Source organism: Bradyrhizobium sp. Unk1 (assembly GCF_059512345.1).
Map to the genome: position 1 here is coordinate 39,204 of NZ_JCAMOP010000016.1, position 16,108 is coordinate 55,311.

Sequence of the window (16,108 nt, forward strand, 5' to 3'; positions counted from 1 at the left end):
CTTGATCCGTCATCACTTGCCCTCCCGCTGCTTCATGCGGGGATCGAGTGCGTCGCGGGCGGCGTCGCCGATCAAATTGATGCTGAGGATGGCAATCGAAAGCAGCAGGCCCGGCCAGAAGATCAGCGTCGGCTTGAGCTGAAAATACTGACGGCCCTCGGCCATGATGTTGCCCCAGGTCGGCGTCTCCGGCGAGATGCCGGCGCCGAGGAAGGAGAGGATGGCCTCGGTCAGGATCGCGGAGGCACAGACATAGGTGCCCTGGACGATCAGCGGCGCGATCGTGTTCGGCATCAGATGGCGCCACATGATCTTCGGCAGGCTGGAGCCGACCGAGATCGCGGCTTCCACATAGGGCTCCTCGCGCGCGGACAGCACGACCGAGCGCACCAGGCGCGCCACGCGCGGAATTTCGGGGATGGTGATCGCGACCAGCACGGTCCAGATGCTGGCGCCGGACAGCGACACCACAGCGATCGCGAGCAGGATGCTCGGCATCGCCATGAGGCCGTCCATGACGCGCATCAGGACGGCATCGACCAGCTTGAAGAAGCCTGAGACGAGGCCAATCGCAAGGCCGATGGCGATCGCCAGGATCGCCGAGCCGATGCCGATCAGGAGCGAGATGCGGCCGCCATAGATGACGCGCGACAAGAGGTCACGGCCATAGGCGTCGGTGCCGAGCAGGAACTGCGCCGAGGCCGGCTTCAGCCGCTGCGAGGGCGCAAGCTGGACCGGATCGTGCGGCGCGATCAGCGGCGCCAGGATCGAGACCAGCACGATCAGCGCGAGCAAGATCGTGGCCGCCGCGATGATCGGCGTCGAGGTGAGGAATCCGAAACGCGGCCGCAGCGGCGACGTGATCGGAATGGACGACTGGGGAAGGCTATCGACGGACATTTTTGTTGGTATCCTTAGCCCTAGTACCGGATCCGGGGATCGAGCAGCGTGTAGGCGACGTCGATCAGGAGATTGACGACGACATAGATCAGCGACGTCAGCAGGATCATCGCCTGGATGACCGGATAGTCGCGCGCCAGCACCGCGTCCACCGTGAGGCGGCCGATGCCGGGGATGTTGAACACGCTCTCGGTGACGACGACGCCGGAGATCAGCAGCGCAAAGCCGGTGCCGATCACGGTGATCACGGGCACGGCCGCGTTGCGCAGCGCATGGCGCATCATCACGGCGACCTCGTTGATGCCCTTGGCGCGGGCGGTGCGGACGTAGTCCTCACCGAGCACGTCGAGCATCGCCGCGCGCGTCATGCGCGCGATCAGCGCGATGTAGATGAAGGAGAGCGCGCAGGTCGGCAGGATGATGCGCTCGAAGAACGGTCCAAAGCCGTTGAAGATGCTGCGGAAGCCCTGCACCGGCACCCAGCGCAGGTCGATCGCGAAGACCTCGATCAGCAGATAGCCGACCACGAACACCGGCACGGAGAAGCCGAGCACGGAGAGGCCCATCACGAAACGGTCGATCCAGGTGCCGTGCTTCCACGCCGCGATGACGCCCAGCGGCACGGCGACGATCACCGCGAGGATGATTGTCGAGAGCGCAATCGAGATCGACGGCTCGACGCGCTGGCTGATCATCTTCATGACTGGCAAATTGGAGATCAGCGACGTCCCGAGATCGCCGTGCAGCAGCTTATTCATCCAGGTGATGAACTGCACGATCAGCGGCTCGTTGAGGCCGAGCGAGTCGCGGATGCGTTCCAGCCGTTCCGGCGTCGCGTTATCGCCGGCGAGAATTGCGGCGGGATCGCCCGGCGTCAGCCGCAGCAGCAGGAAGACGAACAGCGCGACGACGCCCATCACGGGCACCGCGGCCAGAACGCGGCGAATGAGATAACCTAGCATGCACCTATCTCCGGCTGCGGAACTTGTGGGGCCCGGAGGCCCCCGTGGAATCGGTTCTTTCTATCATGCACGCCTGTCACTCGGGCTGGAAAGCCGGCCGGAGAAGCCGACGTTTCGGGGCAAATTGTGTGCCAAGGGCAGGGCGGTCGCAAGAGGCCGCCGAGCCTCCGATATCGACCACTCAGGATGCATGGCGGAACTCGCGCTCAACCCTGAGTGACGGTGCGGCCGGCGGTGCGTTGAGCCCGCGCCAGCCGTCGATGGTTCCGGCAATCATCTGCGCGGTCGCGGCCGACAAGGTCCAGCCGAGATGGCCGTGGCCGCTGTTGAAGAACACGCCCGGCATCCGTCCTGCCCGCACCACCGGCATCATGTTCGGCATCATCGGCCGCAGCCCGGCCCAGGGCACGACCCTGGACGTTTCGACGGCGGGGAAATTGTTGCGCACCCAGTCGACCAGCGGCTGCACCCGGTCGGCGCGGATGTCGCGGTTGAAGTCGTTGAATTCGGCGGTGCCTGCGACGCGGAAGCGATCGGCGCCGAGCCGGCTGGTGACGATCTTGGCGGCTTCGTCGAGCAGGCTGACGGTCGGCGTCGCATTGCGGCTCGCCGCAGTGTCGAGCTGCACGGTGATCGAATAGCCCTTCACCGGATAGACGTTGACGCGCTCGTCGAGGAGGGCGGCGAAGTGACGGCTGGCCACACCGGCGCAGACCACGACACCGTCCACCTTCAGCATGCCGCGCGCGGACGCGACAGCGTCGGTTGCGGAAAGATCAGCCCAGCCGATGACAAAGCCGCCACCTGCCTGGGCAATGGAATCGATGTTGGCTTCGTGGATAAAGGTCGCGCCGCGCCGCTTGCAGGCTTCCGCAAGTCCGCGCGTGAATTTGTGGATATCGCCGGTCGCATCCGACGGCGTGTAGAAGCCGCCATAATAGTCCTTGCGCAGCGTCGGCTCGATGGCGCGGATCTCCTCCGGTGTCACCGGACGGCGATCGAGCCCGCCTTCCTTCAGCAGCGCGTTGACCTGCAGACCGGATTCAAAACCTTTCTTGTCGTGACAGATGTGCAGGATGCCGCGGCGTTCGAGATCGAAGTCGATGCCTTCGCGCTCCGCGATCTCGAACAGATGCTTGCGGGCTTCGATCGCGAGCCGTGTGGTCTGAACCGTGTTGGCGCGGTAGTTGCCGATATTGGCGACGAACGCGCTCATCCACGAATATTTGTGCCAGTTCGGCCGCGGGTTCATCAGCAGCGGCGCATCGCGCCGGAACATCCAGCGCAGACCCTTCAGGATCGTTGCGGTGCTATTCCACACCTCGGCATTGCTGGCGGAGAGCTGTCCGCCATTGGCGAAGGAGGTCTCCATCGCGGCGTAGCGGTGCTTGTCGAGCACCGTCACCTTGTATCCGCGTTCGAGCAGGGCATGGGCGGTCGTTACGCCGGTGATGCCGGCGCCGATGATGGCGATATGGGTCATGATAGTTCGGGGCTCCCGTGAGTTAGGATAGGCTAACCGCCGGCCAAAGGCCGTTGGCGGCGCCCCATCTGTCACGGTTACCTGAGAGCTTGATCCGTTGCGGACCCTGTGAGGTCAGCTCCGGACTATCCCCTTCGGTGGACGTCACGATCCCAAGATCGTGCCATCTCTCTCCAGATCGTCCTGACGATACGGTCCTTTTGCCTGAGAGTTTCCGGGGCGGTTGCTCCGTCGGCGCCGCAACGAAAGCTTGAACTCTCGTCGCGATCTCTCCCGCATCGTCGCGTGGACAATCGAGCAGTACGATGCGCCTCATTTTTAGACAAGGCTAAATTTCAACCGCGACTGCCAACGCATTGTGCAGTGCGAAGTTGATTCAATTACTCCAGCGTCGCCAGCAAACCGGCCATCAGGCGGCCGCGCTCGACCAGGCTGTCGACCTCGATGAATTCTTCCAGCGTGTGACCGTTGCCGCCGCGCACGCCGAGGCCGTCGAGCGTCGGGATGCCCATCGCGCCGGTAAAGTTGCCGTCGGAGCCGCCGCCGGAGCTCGCATGCGGCAGCTCAGTGCCGAGCGATTTGGCGATGTCGCGCGCCTTCTCATAAAGCGCCATGGTGCCGGCATCCGGCTCCCAAACCGGCCGTGTCACGCCGCGCGTCACCTTGAACGTGACATCATTGGTCGTGCCCGACAGCGCCAGCATCCGCTCGACGCCGCGGTCGAGATCGGCCTGGCGCTTGGCCATGGACAGCGCCTCGCCGGTGGCGGTCGTGGCAACGCAATTGACCCATTGTCCGCCATGTACGACGCCGACCGAGAAGGTGCAGTCCTCCGTCGTCATCGCGTCGATGGCGAGGATCTGCCGCGCCATCTCGCGGATCGCCGAGCGTCCGGCCGACAATGTCGCGCCGGCATGGCTCGGCCGGCCCGTCGCTTCCAGATTGAAACGCGCGATGGCATAACGTCCGGTGGTGACGCCGTTGTCGGCGCGGCCCGGTTCGGGCACCAGCACATATTTGTTGCGCGCGGCTTCCGCCTCGATGATGTCTCGCGTCGAGGGCGTGCCGACTTCCTCGTCGGGCGTAAACAGCACGGTGATCGGCAGCGGCGTGGTGAAGGAAGCGCGTGCCAGCTGCCGGATCGCTTCCAGCGAGAGATAGTTGCCGCCCTTCATGTCGTAGATGCCGGGGCCGTAGCACTTGTTGCCCTCGCGCCGCCATTTCAGCTTCTCGATGGTGCCGACCGGGTGGACGGTATCCATGTGGCCGGCGATCAGGATGCCCGGCTCGCCCTGTTTCGGATGCGGGAAGCGCGCGCGGATCACGCCGCCAAAGCCCTGTCGGCCGCCGATGCGTTCGATCGTCGCACCCATGATCGCCATATCCCGCGCTGCGATATCCAGCATGCGGTTGACGGTACCCGCATCCCAGGTCGGGCTCTCGCATTCCACCCAGGCGCGCAGGCCCTGGAGCATCGCCTCGGAATCGAAGGGAAGATTGGCTGGATTCATCTTAATGTCTCTCAAGCTTCGAAAGATGGAACGCGCATTGCATTGGCGCGGACAGGACTGGCGGAAAGCGTTGTAGAGCCAAACCGATCTTTGTGGAGCCCGTGAGCGCGCCGCTTGGGGCTGCAGCGAAACCGGATTGACGCGCTCGGCACTGTCTGCAAGTCTCGAAAGACAAAGGCATCGCATGAGGTTAGTTCGCCTAAAGAACGAACCGAATGCTCAACCAATAACCTGCCTTTGAACAGTTTCACGTCAGGAGAAACTTTTATGTTGAGCTTGATGCGCCGGGGGCGTCGCGCGTTCGCCTCCACACTTGCGCTATCGGTCGTTGCGCTTTCGACGGCGATGGCCTCGCCGGTACTTGCCGCCGCCAGCAAGACCATCACCGCGGTGATGCATTCGGATCTGCGCATCATCGATCCGATTTTCACCACCGCCTACATCACGCGTGACCATGGCTACATGGTCTACGACACGCTGATCGCGACGGACTCGAACTTCAAGATCCAGCCGCAGATGGCGGACTGGAAGATCTCCGACGACAAGCTCACCTACACCTTCACGCTGCGCGACGGCCTGAAGTGGCACGACGGTACGCCGGTGACGGCGGAAGACTGCGCCGCTTCACTGAAGCGCTGGGCCGCGGTCGACGGCATGGGCCAGCAGATGATGCAGTTTACTGCGAGCATCGAGGCGACCGACCCAAAGACGATCACGCTGAAGCTGAAGGAGCCCTACGGCCTCGTGCTCGAATCCATCGGCAAGCCGTCCTCGCGCGTCGCCTTCATGATGCCGAAGCGTCTCGCCGAAACGCCGCCGGACAAGCAGATCCCCGAGCAGATCGGCTCGGGCCCGTTCAAGTTCGTGCAGGGCGAATTCCAGCCCGGCGTCAAGGCGGTGTACGTCAAGAATACCGACTACGTGCCGCGCAAGGAGGCGTCGAGCTGGACTGCCGGAGGCAAGTTGGTCAAGGTCGATCGCGTCGAATGGATCACCATGCCGGATGCGCAGACCGCAGTGAACGCGCTGCAATCGGGCGACATCGACTTCATGGAAGTGCCGCCGTGGGATCTGCTGCCCGTGCTTGAAGGCAATGCCGACCTCAAGGTCGAGACGCTGAACAAGTTCGGCTACCAGACCCTTGGGCGCATGAACTTCCTCTATCCGCCCTTCGACAATCCGAAGATCCGCCGTGCCGCACTTCTGGCGATGAACCAGAAGGACGTGCTCGACGCGCTCGTCGGCAATCCCAAATACTACAAGATCTGCGGTGCGTTCTTCATCTGCGATACGCCGTTCGCGACCGACGTCGGCTCGGAATCGCTGGTCAAGGGCAACGGCATGGCGGAAGCCAAGAAGGCGCTCGCCGAGTCCGGCTATGACGGCACGCCCGTCGTGGTCATGGTGCCCGGCGACGTCGTGACGCTGAAGGCGCAGCCGACGGTCGCGGTGCAGTTGCTCCGCGAGGCCGGCTTCAAGGTCGACGCGCAGGCGACCGACTGGCAGACGGTGGTCAGCCGGCGCGCCAGCCAGAAGCCTCCGAAGGAGGGCGGCTGGAACATGTTCTTCACCAACTGGGTCAGCGCCGACGTGTCCAACCCGATCGCCAATCTGTCGATCGGCGGGCAGGGCAAGAAGGGCTGGTTCGGCTGGGCGGAGAACGCCAAGATCGAGAAGCTCAAGGACGACTTCGTCCGCGCCGCCTCGCTCGACGATCAGAAGAAGATCGCGACCGAGATCCAGAAGGAAGCCTACGACCAGGTGATCTACGTGCCGCTCGGCCAATATCTGGCGCCGAGCGCATGGCGGAAGTCGCTGACCGGCGTGCTCGACGGCCCGGCGACGCCGGTGTTCTGGAACATCGACAAGACCGAGTAAAGCGAGGGCGCGCCAGCGCGCCTTCCCCGACCGTTACGCGGCGTCGCTGTCATCAGCGGCGCCGTTTTCGTTTGTCAGCCTGGCGTCAGCTTTTAACTCTTCCAGTGTCCAATCATTGCTATTTGTTTCTGACTTGAAATAGATGTGCGCAGTTTGCCCATCACTTCCTTCCTGCATTCGAGTCCCGTGGCGATTGATTTTTCATTTCGAGCAATGGCAGAGCGGTCCGATCGCGCGCCGGCGCGATGGCGGCGGCCTTTCCTGCGCTGGCTCGACGGCGTCGAGACGGGCTGGGCCGTACCGCTTCTCATTGTGTGCTTCGTCGCGCTCTGGACGATCTATCTGGCCGTCGCCTATGCCGGCAGCGGCCTGCACCCCGATACCCTCGAGGCCTGGACGCTCGGGCGCCGTTTCGCGTGGGGCTATCACAAGCATCCGCCGTTGATGGGCTGGGTTACGGCGGTGTGGACCGCCGTCTTCCCGCTCACCGACTGGTCGTTGCAATTGATGGCGATGGCCAATGCCGGGCTCGCCCTGTTTTTCGTCGACCGGATCGCACGGCAGTTCGTGACCGGGGACAAACGCATCCTGGTGCTGCTGCTCTTGATGCTGACGCCGGCCTATCAATTCCACGCCCAGCGCTTCAACGCCAATGCGGTGCTGCTTGCGCTCTGGCCGCTCGCGACCTGGTGTTTTCTGCGCGCGTTCGAGACCCGCAGCGCGGCCTGGGCGGTCGCCGTAGGATGCACGACGGCGCTGGCGATGGTCGGCAAATATTATTCGGTCTTCCTCGTGGCAAGCTTTGCATTTGCCGCGCTGGCCCATCCCGCGCGCCGCGCCTATTTCACGTCCGCTTCGCCGTGGATATCGGTCGTGATCGGGCTCGCGGTATTGTCGCCGCACATCTACTGGCTCGCGACGACGGGCGCGTCGGCCTTCACCTACGCGATGGCGCACGCCAACGGCAACTTCGTGAGCTCACTCGGCGAGGTGCAGAACTTCCTGCTCGGACTCCTTGCGGCCATCAGCGTATCGGCCGTCATCTGGGTGATCATCGCAGGCACACGGCTGAAGCAATTTGCGGCCGACTTCGCCGCGATGAGTTCCGGCCTGCGGCTTCTTTTCTATGTTGCGATCGGCACGATCGTGCTGCCGGTCCTGACGTCGCTGGCGATGGGCACCGATCTGCCGTCGCTATGGGCGCTGCAAGGGCTGTTCCTGTTCGCTGTGCTGATCGTTTGCGGCACGCGCTACCCGATCGAAAGATTCTACACCGTCAATGTCACGGTCATGACCGCAATCGTTGGGCTCGCCGCTGTCTTCGTCGCCGCCCCGATTCACGCCGTCTATCGCAACAATCACGGCTACGAAGAGGGCCGGAATTTCTACGCGCAGGTAGCCAACGAGCTCACCCGGGAATGGCACGAGCTGACCGAGGAACCCCTCAGCGCCGTCAGTGGCGACGATTCGCTGGCCTTTGCGACCGCGTTCTACAGTCCGGACCAGTATTACGCGCGGCCGTTCGAATTTCAGTACATGTGGGGCCTGCCGCGAAAGACGACATTGGATCGTGGTTGGGCCGCGCTCTGTTTCAGCGGCCAGGACTATTGCGGCAGGTGGATGGAGTCGGTGTCCGCGCGCGCCGGGCATTTCGTCAAGCGGCAGTTCACCGTGCAGGCGACGCTATGGGGCAAGCCCGGCCTGACGCGAGACGTGGTCGTGCTGATCGTGCCACCGCGAACGAGCAGCGCGACGCCCGAGAGCGCCGCGCAGGACTTCAGCGCCAGCAGGCGCCCGCCGGACCAGGCTTTGCGCTCAGCAATGGCTGTCGCGGATTCGCTCGAGGCCTTCGCTCGCGAAGGGGGGAGTGAACGGAGCTTGGTCGGCGCCCGACGTCGGGCGTTCCGTTTCCGCCCGATCCGGGGTGGTGTTGTCTTCGCGATGTTCCGGTTCCATGAGGCGGCCTTTCGAATTGCTGCAGTACAACATCGACCCGGCCGGGAAGTTCCTCATGCGATGGGACGATGATGCGGCTTGAACAGCCGTCCCTTTTCCACCACCAGCACGATCGCAAGCGCCGCCAGCGTCGACAGGAAGAAGCCACCGAGAACGGCAGCAGCGTGCCGTCGAAACTCTGCCCGATCGCCATGCCGACGACGATGCCGATCAGCGTCGTGATCGAGCCGTAGAGCGAGGAGGCGGTGCCGGCGATGTGGCCCTGCGGCTCCATGGCCAGTGCGGTGAAGTTCGCGACCATCATGCCGAACGAGAACATCATCAGAGCGGACAGCACCATGAACAAGGAAAGCGGCAGCATGCCGAGGCTTTCCGTCAGCAGCATCACGCCCGCAACCGCGGTGTAGAGCGTCAGCGCGCCGTGCGAGATCACGCGCATGCCGAGCCGTCCGACCAGCTTCGCATTGAGGAAGCCGGCGATCGCGGTGCCGGCCGCGATCGCGGCGAAAGCAATCGGGAAATAGTGGCCGAGATGATAGATGCCGGTGAAGACCTGCTGCGCCGAGAAGACATAGGCAAAGAGTGCGCCTATCACGCTGCCGGCGGCCGTCGCATAGCCGATGGTCTGGCGGTTGGTCACGGTCTGCCGGAATGCCGAGAGCACGTCTGCGGGCGCCAGCGACCTGCGTTCGGACTCGGGAAGGGTTTCAGGCAGCCGCAGCACGCTCCATGCGAGCGCGAGCAATCCGTAGAGCATCAGTACGACGAAGATGCCGCGCCAATGCGTGACCAGCAGCACCGCCTGCCCGAACGAGGGCGCGATCACCGGTACCGCGATGAACACCATCATGGCGAGCGACATCACGCTCGCCATCCGGCGGCCGACATAACAGTCGCGCACAATCGAGGTCGCGATCACGCGCGTTGCCGACGTGCCGAGCCCTTGCAGCGCGCGCGCCAGCAGCAGCGTCTCGAACGAGGGCGCGGCGACCGCCAGCACGCTCGCCACCGCATAGACGGCCATGCCGCCGAGCAGCACCGGGCGGCGGCCGAAGCGGTCCGACAACGGGCCCATGACGAACTGGCCGGCGCCGAAGCCGATCAGGAAGGTCGAGAGCACCAGCTGAAGATGGTTGGCGTTGGGAATGGCGAAGGCTGCCCCTATGTTGGGCAGCGCCGGCAGCATCATGTCCATCGCAAGCGGATTCAGCGCCATGATGGACGCGATCACGATGACGAATTCTGGAAAACCCATAGGCCGGTGTCCCGAGGACACCCAATCGTCGGCATTGACGTCGGACAAAGCTCACCTCTGAAAATCAGAGGCTTTTTGATCGGTTATGCTGCGTCGCACAACCCATGTTTCGGGATGGCTGACAGGCGGGGCGGCGGCGCACACGAGTTTGTGAGGTCGCGGGCCGGGCGGAACTCCTGGGTCAATCAATCGAGCGATCAGCTCGTAACTTTCGCAATCCAAAGTTCTAAGATTCCCGGCTTAACAAGCGGCTCTTTGCTAAGGGAGATATCCGGACTCAAGTCGCCCCTGATCTTGTCGTAGACCTTTCTCTCAATCTCTTCCGAATTGGCTTTCTTGATTGCTTCGATGACTTGGTCGTCCGTTAAAGGCATGATCAATCCTGATATTCAGAAATCAGTTTTGCGGCCCTATATGGCTGCGGAAAAACGCCGTCGCGTTGTTTTGGGGCTGGCTCTCTCCGACAGCGAAACCCCACTCAACCACGAGATTCAATCCGTCCCATCATCAGATTATCTCAAGGCGATTTTGTGTAAAGTATCAATCATAGAATGTGATTGCGTGAGGCATCTTGTCGTCGCGAGCGAGCGCGCGAGCTTCGCCAAGCCCGAGATCGCGATCGGCATCACGCCGACCTTCGGCGGCAAACAGCGCCTGCCGTGGCTCGCGGGCCGCAAGCCGCATCACACGGCATTCGCGCCTCGCCGTCGCGCGGGTCATCACCGCCGCCACGCGGGGCCTCAACGTCTCGATCTCGGAAGGCCTCGCCATCGAGAGCGAGCAGTTCGCACGCATGGCGGCGGCACGGGACACGCGCGAAGCGCTCGATGCCTGGCTTGCCGTCCGCTCGTCGCGGTAGGGGTGGCGCGGCGGATCTGGCGGTCGCGGCGACAGGGAACCGGTTCCCCGCCGTCCAGGCGGAGCGCTGGCAACCAGGGATTCACCATAAGCGCGAGCGCAACGCACAGGGGAGATGAATCCGCAACCCATCCTGTCCATGGTGGCACGGCTGGCGCCGCGTTGGCGCCGGGAGAAACCTGGCCAAACAAGGTATCCGATTGTGTCCGATGTCACCGGTGCAGCACGATGGTTGGAGCCCTCGGCCGACACGGCTTCGCGGCGGAACTTCTGGCTTGCCTGCCTGATCGCACTGACCACACTGCTGGTGCTCGGCAATCTCGCCAACGACGCCGTGCTCGACATGAAATATGGCTGGGACACCCGCGTCAATTGCGCGGCGGTCGATGCATATGCCGGCGGGCTCGATCCTTATTTCGTCAAGAACCTGAAGGGCACCAAGCTCTCTTATCCCTATCTCCCGGTGACGCTGGACGTCTTCCGCCCCTTCTGCGCGGGTGGATTCATGGTTGATCACTACAAGGGCATCTTTCCTGTCCTCGCCGTGCTTTGCGGGCTCCTCTTGCCCGGTCTTGGCCGAACGCGCCCGAGCGCGCGCGATGTTGCGCTGAGGGTGCTCTGCGCGCTCGGCGCGTTCGTCGGTTTCGAATGGGTGCAGGCGTCCGGCAACTTCGCGATCCTGAGCGGCGTGCTGACCGCGATGGCGCTGAGGTTTCTGCTCTCTCTGTCCGCATCCGATGCGCCTGAGGACAGCAACTTTCCGCGGCGGCTCGCCGGCGCCGCGCTGCTCGGCCTCGTGACGTCGTTCAAGCTGGTGTTCTTTCCCGTGCTGGCCGCTCTCTATTTCCTGCCGCTGCCGCGCGGCCGCAAGCTCGCGCTGATCGCGGTCGCGGCGTTCAGCTTCGCATTGCCGATCCTGATATCGCGGCTGATGTACCCCGAGCTGTTCGCGAGCTGGCAACTGGCGATGGGCGGAAAGATCCCTGACCAGCATCTCGTCGATCTCTTCGAGATCAATCCGTCGCTGCTGCTGGCGGCGCGCGACCTCATGGATTTTGCCGGCCTCGGTGACAGCAAGGCGGCGACGTTCGCGACCTATGCATTCGCAGCACTCGCGCTCGTGCTGCTGCCGTTCGCCTTGTCCATCCTGCGTGTCGTCAAGAGCCCGCCGCCGCAGGAAGGCGGATCACTTCTTGCGCGACTGGATCGCTGGCTGATGGATCATCCCCGCGTCGCCATGCGCATCACGGTGTTCGCGATGTTTGCGCTCTATCTCAGCTCGCCGCGCCTCAAGGAATATGCCTTTTTCGAGCTCGCGCTTTATGCCGCGATCCTCGTCGTCGATCTTCCGGCCCTGTCACTTGCCGCGTTCCTCGCCGTCGGTCTCGCCTTTCCGGCACTGATCTCGATTCTGGGGACGGCATTCGAGGGCAGCTTCATCCTGCTCATCATTGCGCTGACAAGTTTCTGGATCCTGCTGCTCGACTTTCGCGCCGAGCCGATGCGGCTGGAGACGGAAGGTGCGCAGTCATAACGCATGCCGCCGCGTCCGCCGGAAAAGGACGGCGCCTTGCCCCCGCGCAGGCTCCATCCGGTTCGCGACTGCATCGTTCTGCCGCCCGCCTTTGGGCGGAGGCTCGCCCCGTCAGCTCCGATGGTGCGGGCAGCCGGGGTCGAACCGGCACAGCGCTTGCGCGCCGAGGGATTTTAAGTCCCTTGCGTCTACCAATTCCGCCATGCCCGCTTGATCCAACGAGATCAAATAGTTAAGTCCACCTCCGGCCGTCTGGAATTGGTGCGTTTCGTGGGCCGGATGAGCGGTTCTTCCTTAAGCGAGCCGGCCGCGCAAGGCAAAGCCTCAATCCGGACATCTGTTGTTGCTTTAGGCATTCTCAATCCACGGGGACTATTCATCCGGCATGGCTGCTTCGCTTTCCTCTCCGCTGCGCTTCTGCGGCGCGCTCGTTGTGCTGCTTGCGGGCGGCGCACTGTCCGGCTGCGCCAGCATGAGCGAGACGGTCGCTCCGGCCTTTGCCGACCCTGGCAAATACGAATTGTACGACTGCAAGCAGCTCGAGGGTGAGCGCAAGGCGCTTGCCGCCCGCACCGCCGATTTGCAGAAGCTGATGGACAAGGCCGAGACCGGGGCCGGAGGCGCCGTCGTGTCCGAGCTCGCCTATCGCAACGACTACATTGCGGTGCGCGGGCAGTCGCAACTTGCCGAGGAGGCATGGCGCCGCAACAGGTGCCGGGAAACGCCGCCCGGTGTGACGCCGGCGGCCTCTGCTCCGCAGCGGCCGGACATCAAGCCCGCCCCGAAATCCGGTAGCGCCGTTCGCTGAGCTGACACGATTGCGTCCGCCTCAGGGGCGCCAGCCGTAGATCCAGTCCTGCCGCGCCAGCATGCGCTCCGGGCCGAGCGCGCGGATCGCAACATCGCGCGCGATCGCGAACGGCCCACTGAGATGATAGATGCGGCCCTGCTGCCGCGCTGTCCGCTGCACCCGCCGCACCCGTGCCTGCCGCGCGCGGCCATATTGCTTCAGCGCCGCCGCGATGCCGGCCGCGCTCTCGGCAGCCTCGAGGCTCAGATGCCGGGCGAGCACGGCGGCGTCCTCGATCGCCATGCCGGCGCCCTGGGCCGCGAATGGCAGCATCGCATGCACGGCGTCACCGAGCAGGCCGACCGGTCCTTCGCTCCAGGGGCAGCCGTCCGGCACGCCGAACAGCGCCCATTTGCGCCAATTGTCGACGGCAGTGAGCATCATCCTGGCCGCCGACGGCCAGCGCGGTGCCGCGAAGGCGTCCATCACCTCGAACGGATCGCCCGGCGTGCTCCAGCCGGGCCTGTTCCAGGTCCCCGGCAGCACCGCGACCACGTTGATCTGGCGCCCGCCGGCGATCGGATAAGCGACGAGATGGGCATTCGGACCCATCCAGAGTTGCACCCGCCGCGCGGTAAAATCCTTCGGCAGTTGCGTGGCATCGAGCGTGCCGCGCCAGGCGATCAGGCCGGAGAAGCGCGGCTGCACCTCGGGAAACAGATGCTGGCGTACCGTCGACCAGATGCCGTCGGCGCCGATCAGTGCGCTGGCCAGATCGCTGCGGCGTATCGTGCCGCTGCGATGGACGACCGTCAGCCCCTTGGCGTGGGGCGCCACATCCTCGAAGGTCGCACCTAACTTCAGGTCGATATCGGGATGGTCGGAGACCGCGCCGGCCAGCGCGGATTGCAGGTCGGCGCGGTGCACCACCCAATAGGGCGCGCCGGCCCGCGCGGAAGCGGCTTCGCCGAGCGGCATGCGCAGCAGCTCGCCGCCGGCCCGCGCACTCATGACGCAGAGTGCCTCAGGCGTGACGGCGCTTCGCTTGAGCCGCTCGGTGAGGCCGAGCTCGACCAGCACGCGGCTGGCGTTGGGGGAGAGTTGCAGGCCGGCACCGACTTCCTCGAGCCGCTCGGCCTTTTCCAGCACGACGATGCGGAAGCCCCGGGCTGCGAGCGCAAGCGCGGCGGTCAGTCCACCGATGCCGGCACCGGCGATGACAATCGTTCGGGAGAGCGCCACCCCTGACCGTGAGAGGCGGTCAGGCCACCTTGTCCTTCAGCACGCATTCCGGCGGACGGGCCTCGCCGGCCTTCAGGTCGGCGGCGAAACGGTACAGCGTCGAGCAATAGGGGCAGATGATCTCGTTGTCGTTGCCGAGGTCCAGGAAGACGTGCGGATGATCGAACGGAGGGTTGGCGCCGACGCACATGAACTCTTGCGAGCCGATCTCGATGACGGGGACACCGGCATCGTTATGGAAGTGCGGGACGACATGGTCGGACATCGTAGTTCATCCTGGAGTGGCAATGGCGGCAGACACAATCAAACACTGACGCGGCATCTTTGAGGCGCCGCGGACCATACTGGTGGGTGCAGATGATTGCTAGTCCAGCGGAACCGAAAGGTTCGCAATTGCCCCATGCTCATTTGCTCATGCAAATTCGACACAATCTTGCGGCCTGAGAGAAGCCCTTCTTTCGTCGGGGACGTTGTGTCGCAATTTTGGCATACTATGTCTGTGGACGAGCGGAATTGCGACGAAAGACAACCATCAGGCGCAATGATCTCGGGGATCGTCCAGGCTCTTGGTATGACTCTTGGCATGAAGTGGCTGCGAATCAGCACGGCGTTGACCGGTATTGCGGCGTGCAGCTTCATGCTCGCGCAGGTAGCGCCGCATGCCCGCGAGGCCGGCGCGCTCCTCTCCGCCCAGGACGATCCGGCGGCGCTCTCCGAGCTCAAGCTCGATGCGCTGCTGCGGCAGAACGACCGCCTGGTTCAGGACAATATCGAGGCCGCGTTCGCCGCCGGCGACGCCGATCTCGCCGACAGTTTTGTCGCGCTGGCGCGTGAACGCAACATCGCGCTGCCCGACGACCTCCTCAACCGCGTGAGCGATGCGGTCAAGGAAGAAAATTCCACGGGGCATTTCGCCAAACGGTTCGCCACCGGCCTCGTCACCGGCAACGCCGACGATGTCGCGAGCCTGTCCGGAACCGTCGCCGGCGATCTCTTCGTGATCGGCGACATCAGGGACGTCGTGCGCGAGGGCAAGCACCTTGCCATGGGCGAGGACACCGATCGCCTGGTGCTGGGGCTTGCGGCCGCGGGCCTTGCCGTGACGGCCGTGACCTACGTCTCCGTTGGCGGTGCTGCGCCTGTTCGCGCTGGACTGACGCTGGTGAAGGATGCCCGCAAGGTCGGGCGGCTCGGCGAGGGACTTGCCGCATGGGCCGGCCGGTCGGCGCGCGAGGTGGTCGATACGCCGATGCTCCAGAACGCCGTCGCCAAGGGCTCGGTGTTCCGCCCCGGCGAGACCGCGAGCGCGATCAAGGCCGCGTTCCGCGCCGAGAAGGCCGGCGCGCTGGTCCGGCTCGGCAAGGACGTCACCCGCGTTGCCGAAAAGACCGGCACGCGCGGCGCCATGGATACGCTGCGCATCGCCGAAGGCCCGAAGGACGTCGCGCGCGCGGCCCGGCTGGCGGAAGCGCAGGGCGGCAAGACCCGCGCGATCATGAAGCTGCTCGGCCGCGGCGCGCTGCTGCTCGTCGGCGGCATGTTCGATCTGGCGCTCTGGCTGTTCGGCGCGGCACTGACGCTGTTCGGCCTGCTGTCCTCGATCAAGGCGACGACGGAGCGCCTGACCCAGGCCTGGTGTGATCGCAGACGGGCGCGGCGCCTTCGCCGTGCCAAGATCGCCGCCGAAGCTGCACTGGTGAATGCGGCCGTCACGGCCTAAGATCAAGCCTCTCCCCCTC

The 16,108-nt window shown here is 64.4% G+C and carries 12 protein-coding genes, 1 tRNA gene, 2 pseudogenes and 2 riboswitches; of the genes and pseudogenes, 6 read left to right on the top strand and 9 right to left on the bottom strand.

Annotation, left to right across the window (positions count from 1 at the left end):
* Positions 1-12 precede the first annotated feature (12 nt).
* The 4 genes from AC5ZFO_RS21485 to AC5ZFO_RS21500 form a co-directional block, all read right to left on the bottom strand.
* Positions 13-900, bottom strand: a complete 888-nt coding sequence (locus AC5ZFO_RS21485; protein WP_014494266.1) for an ABC transporter permease — start codon at positions 898-900, stop codon at positions 13-15.
* A gap of 20 nt (positions 901-920) precedes the next feature.
* The gene (locus AC5ZFO_RS21490; RefSeq protein WP_282521200.1) at positions 921-1,862 is read right to left on the bottom strand and encodes an ABC transporter permease; all 942 of its coding nucleotides are present in this window, start codon (positions 1,860-1,862) and stop codon (positions 921-923) included.
* 181 nt (positions 1,863-2,043) lie between these two features.
* Positions 2,044-3,345, bottom strand: a complete 1,302-nt coding sequence (locus AC5ZFO_RS21495; protein ID WP_496122512.1) for a D-amino acid dehydrogenase — start codon at positions 3,343-3,345, stop codon at positions 2,044-2,046.
* A 66-nt stretch (positions 3,346-3,411) separates the two neighbouring features.
* Positions 3,412-3,524, bottom strand: a riboswitch (glycine riboswitch).
* Between the two features lie 3 nt (positions 3,525-3,527).
* A riboswitch (glycine riboswitch) is annotated at positions 3,528-3,631 on the bottom strand.
* Positions 3,632-3,725: 94 nt separating this feature from the next.
* A complete protein-coding gene (locus AC5ZFO_RS21500; RefSeq protein WP_282521198.1) occupies positions 3,726-4,856 on the bottom strand; it encodes a M20/M25/M40 family metallo-hydrolase in 1,131 nt (376 codons plus the stop codon).
* A gap of 267 nt (positions 4,857-5,123) precedes the next feature.
* On the opposite strand from AC5ZFO_RS21500, the gene AC5ZFO_RS21505 reads away from it, so the two are divergent.
* Together AC5ZFO_RS21505 and AC5ZFO_RS21510 are read left to right on the top strand one after the other, a co-directional pair.
* Complete coding sequence (locus AC5ZFO_RS21505; RefSeq protein ID WP_282521197.1) at positions 5,124-6,734, top strand: ABC transporter substrate-binding protein; 1,611 nt, start codon at positions 5,124-5,126, stop codon at positions 6,732-6,734.
* Between the two features lie 213 nt (positions 6,735-6,947).
* Positions 6,948-8,762: a glycosyltransferase family 39 protein gene (locus AC5ZFO_RS21510; protein WP_496122513.1), complete on the top strand. Its 1,815-nt coding sequence runs from the start codon at positions 6,948-6,950 to the stop codon at positions 8,760-8,762.
* On the opposite strand, the pseudogene AC5ZFO_RS21515 reads toward AC5ZFO_RS21510, so the two are convergent.
* Both AC5ZFO_RS21515 and AC5ZFO_RS21520 read right to left on the bottom strand, forming a co-directional pair.
* A pseudogene (locus AC5ZFO_RS21515) lies at positions 8,744-9,993 on the bottom strand (multidrug effflux MFS transporter). The gene AC5ZFO_RS21510 and the pseudogene AC5ZFO_RS21515 overlap by 19 nt on opposite strands.
* A gap of 149 nt (positions 9,994-10,142) precedes the next feature.
* On the bottom strand, positions 10,143-10,319 hold the full coding sequence (locus AC5ZFO_RS21520) for a hypothetical protein (protein ID WP_282521194.1): 177 nt from the start codon (positions 10,317-10,319) through the stop codon (positions 10,143-10,145).
* Between the two features lie 193 nt (positions 10,320-10,512).
* Between AC5ZFO_RS21520 and AC5ZFO_RS21525 the strand changes: the two are divergent.
* Positions 10,513-10,804, top strand: a pseudogene (locus AC5ZFO_RS21525) (Clp protease/crotonase-like domain-containing protein); the annotation flags it as partial.
* Between the two features lie 201 nt (positions 10,805-11,005).
* Complete coding sequence (locus tag AC5ZFO_RS21530) at positions 11,006-12,337, top strand: hypothetical protein (protein ID WP_282521193.1); 1,332 nt, start codon at positions 11,006-11,008, stop codon at positions 12,335-12,337.
* Positions 12,338-12,458: 121 nt separating this feature from the next.
* Here the strand turns inward: AC5ZFO_RS21530 and AC5ZFO_RS21535 are convergent.
* A tRNA-Leu gene (locus AC5ZFO_RS21535) sits at positions 12,459-12,547 on the bottom strand.
* Positions 12,548-12,722: 175 nt separating this feature from the next.
* On the opposite strand from AC5ZFO_RS21535, the gene AC5ZFO_RS21540 reads away from it, so the two are divergent.
* Positions 12,723-13,145 (top strand): twin-arginine translocation pathway signal, encoded by a 423-nt coding sequence (locus AC5ZFO_RS21540; protein ID WP_282521192.1) that lies wholly within the window; start codon positions 12,723-12,725, stop codon positions 13,143-13,145.
* A gap of 21 nt (positions 13,146-13,166) precedes the next feature.
* Here AC5ZFO_RS21540 and AC5ZFO_RS21545 read toward each other — a convergent pair whose 3' ends face one another.
* Positions 13,167-14,369, bottom strand: coding sequence for an FAD-dependent monooxygenase (locus AC5ZFO_RS21545; protein WP_496122514.1), 1,203 nt, complete (start codon positions 14,367-14,369; stop codon positions 13,167-13,169).
* 19 nt (positions 14,370-14,388) lie between these two features.
* Entirely contained in the window at positions 14,389-14,634 is a 246-nt protein-coding gene (locus AC5ZFO_RS21550; RefSeq protein ID WP_007602543.1) for a zinc-finger domain-containing protein, read from the bottom strand.
* A gap of 318 nt (positions 14,635-14,952) precedes the next feature.
* Here AC5ZFO_RS21550 and AC5ZFO_RS21555 point away from each other — a divergent pair, with 318 nt between their 5' ends.
* Positions 14,953-16,089, top strand: coding sequence for a hypothetical protein (locus tag AC5ZFO_RS21555; RefSeq protein WP_282521190.1), 1,137 nt, complete (start codon positions 14,953-14,955; stop codon positions 16,087-16,089).
* Positions 16,090-16,108 lie beyond the last annotated feature (19 nt).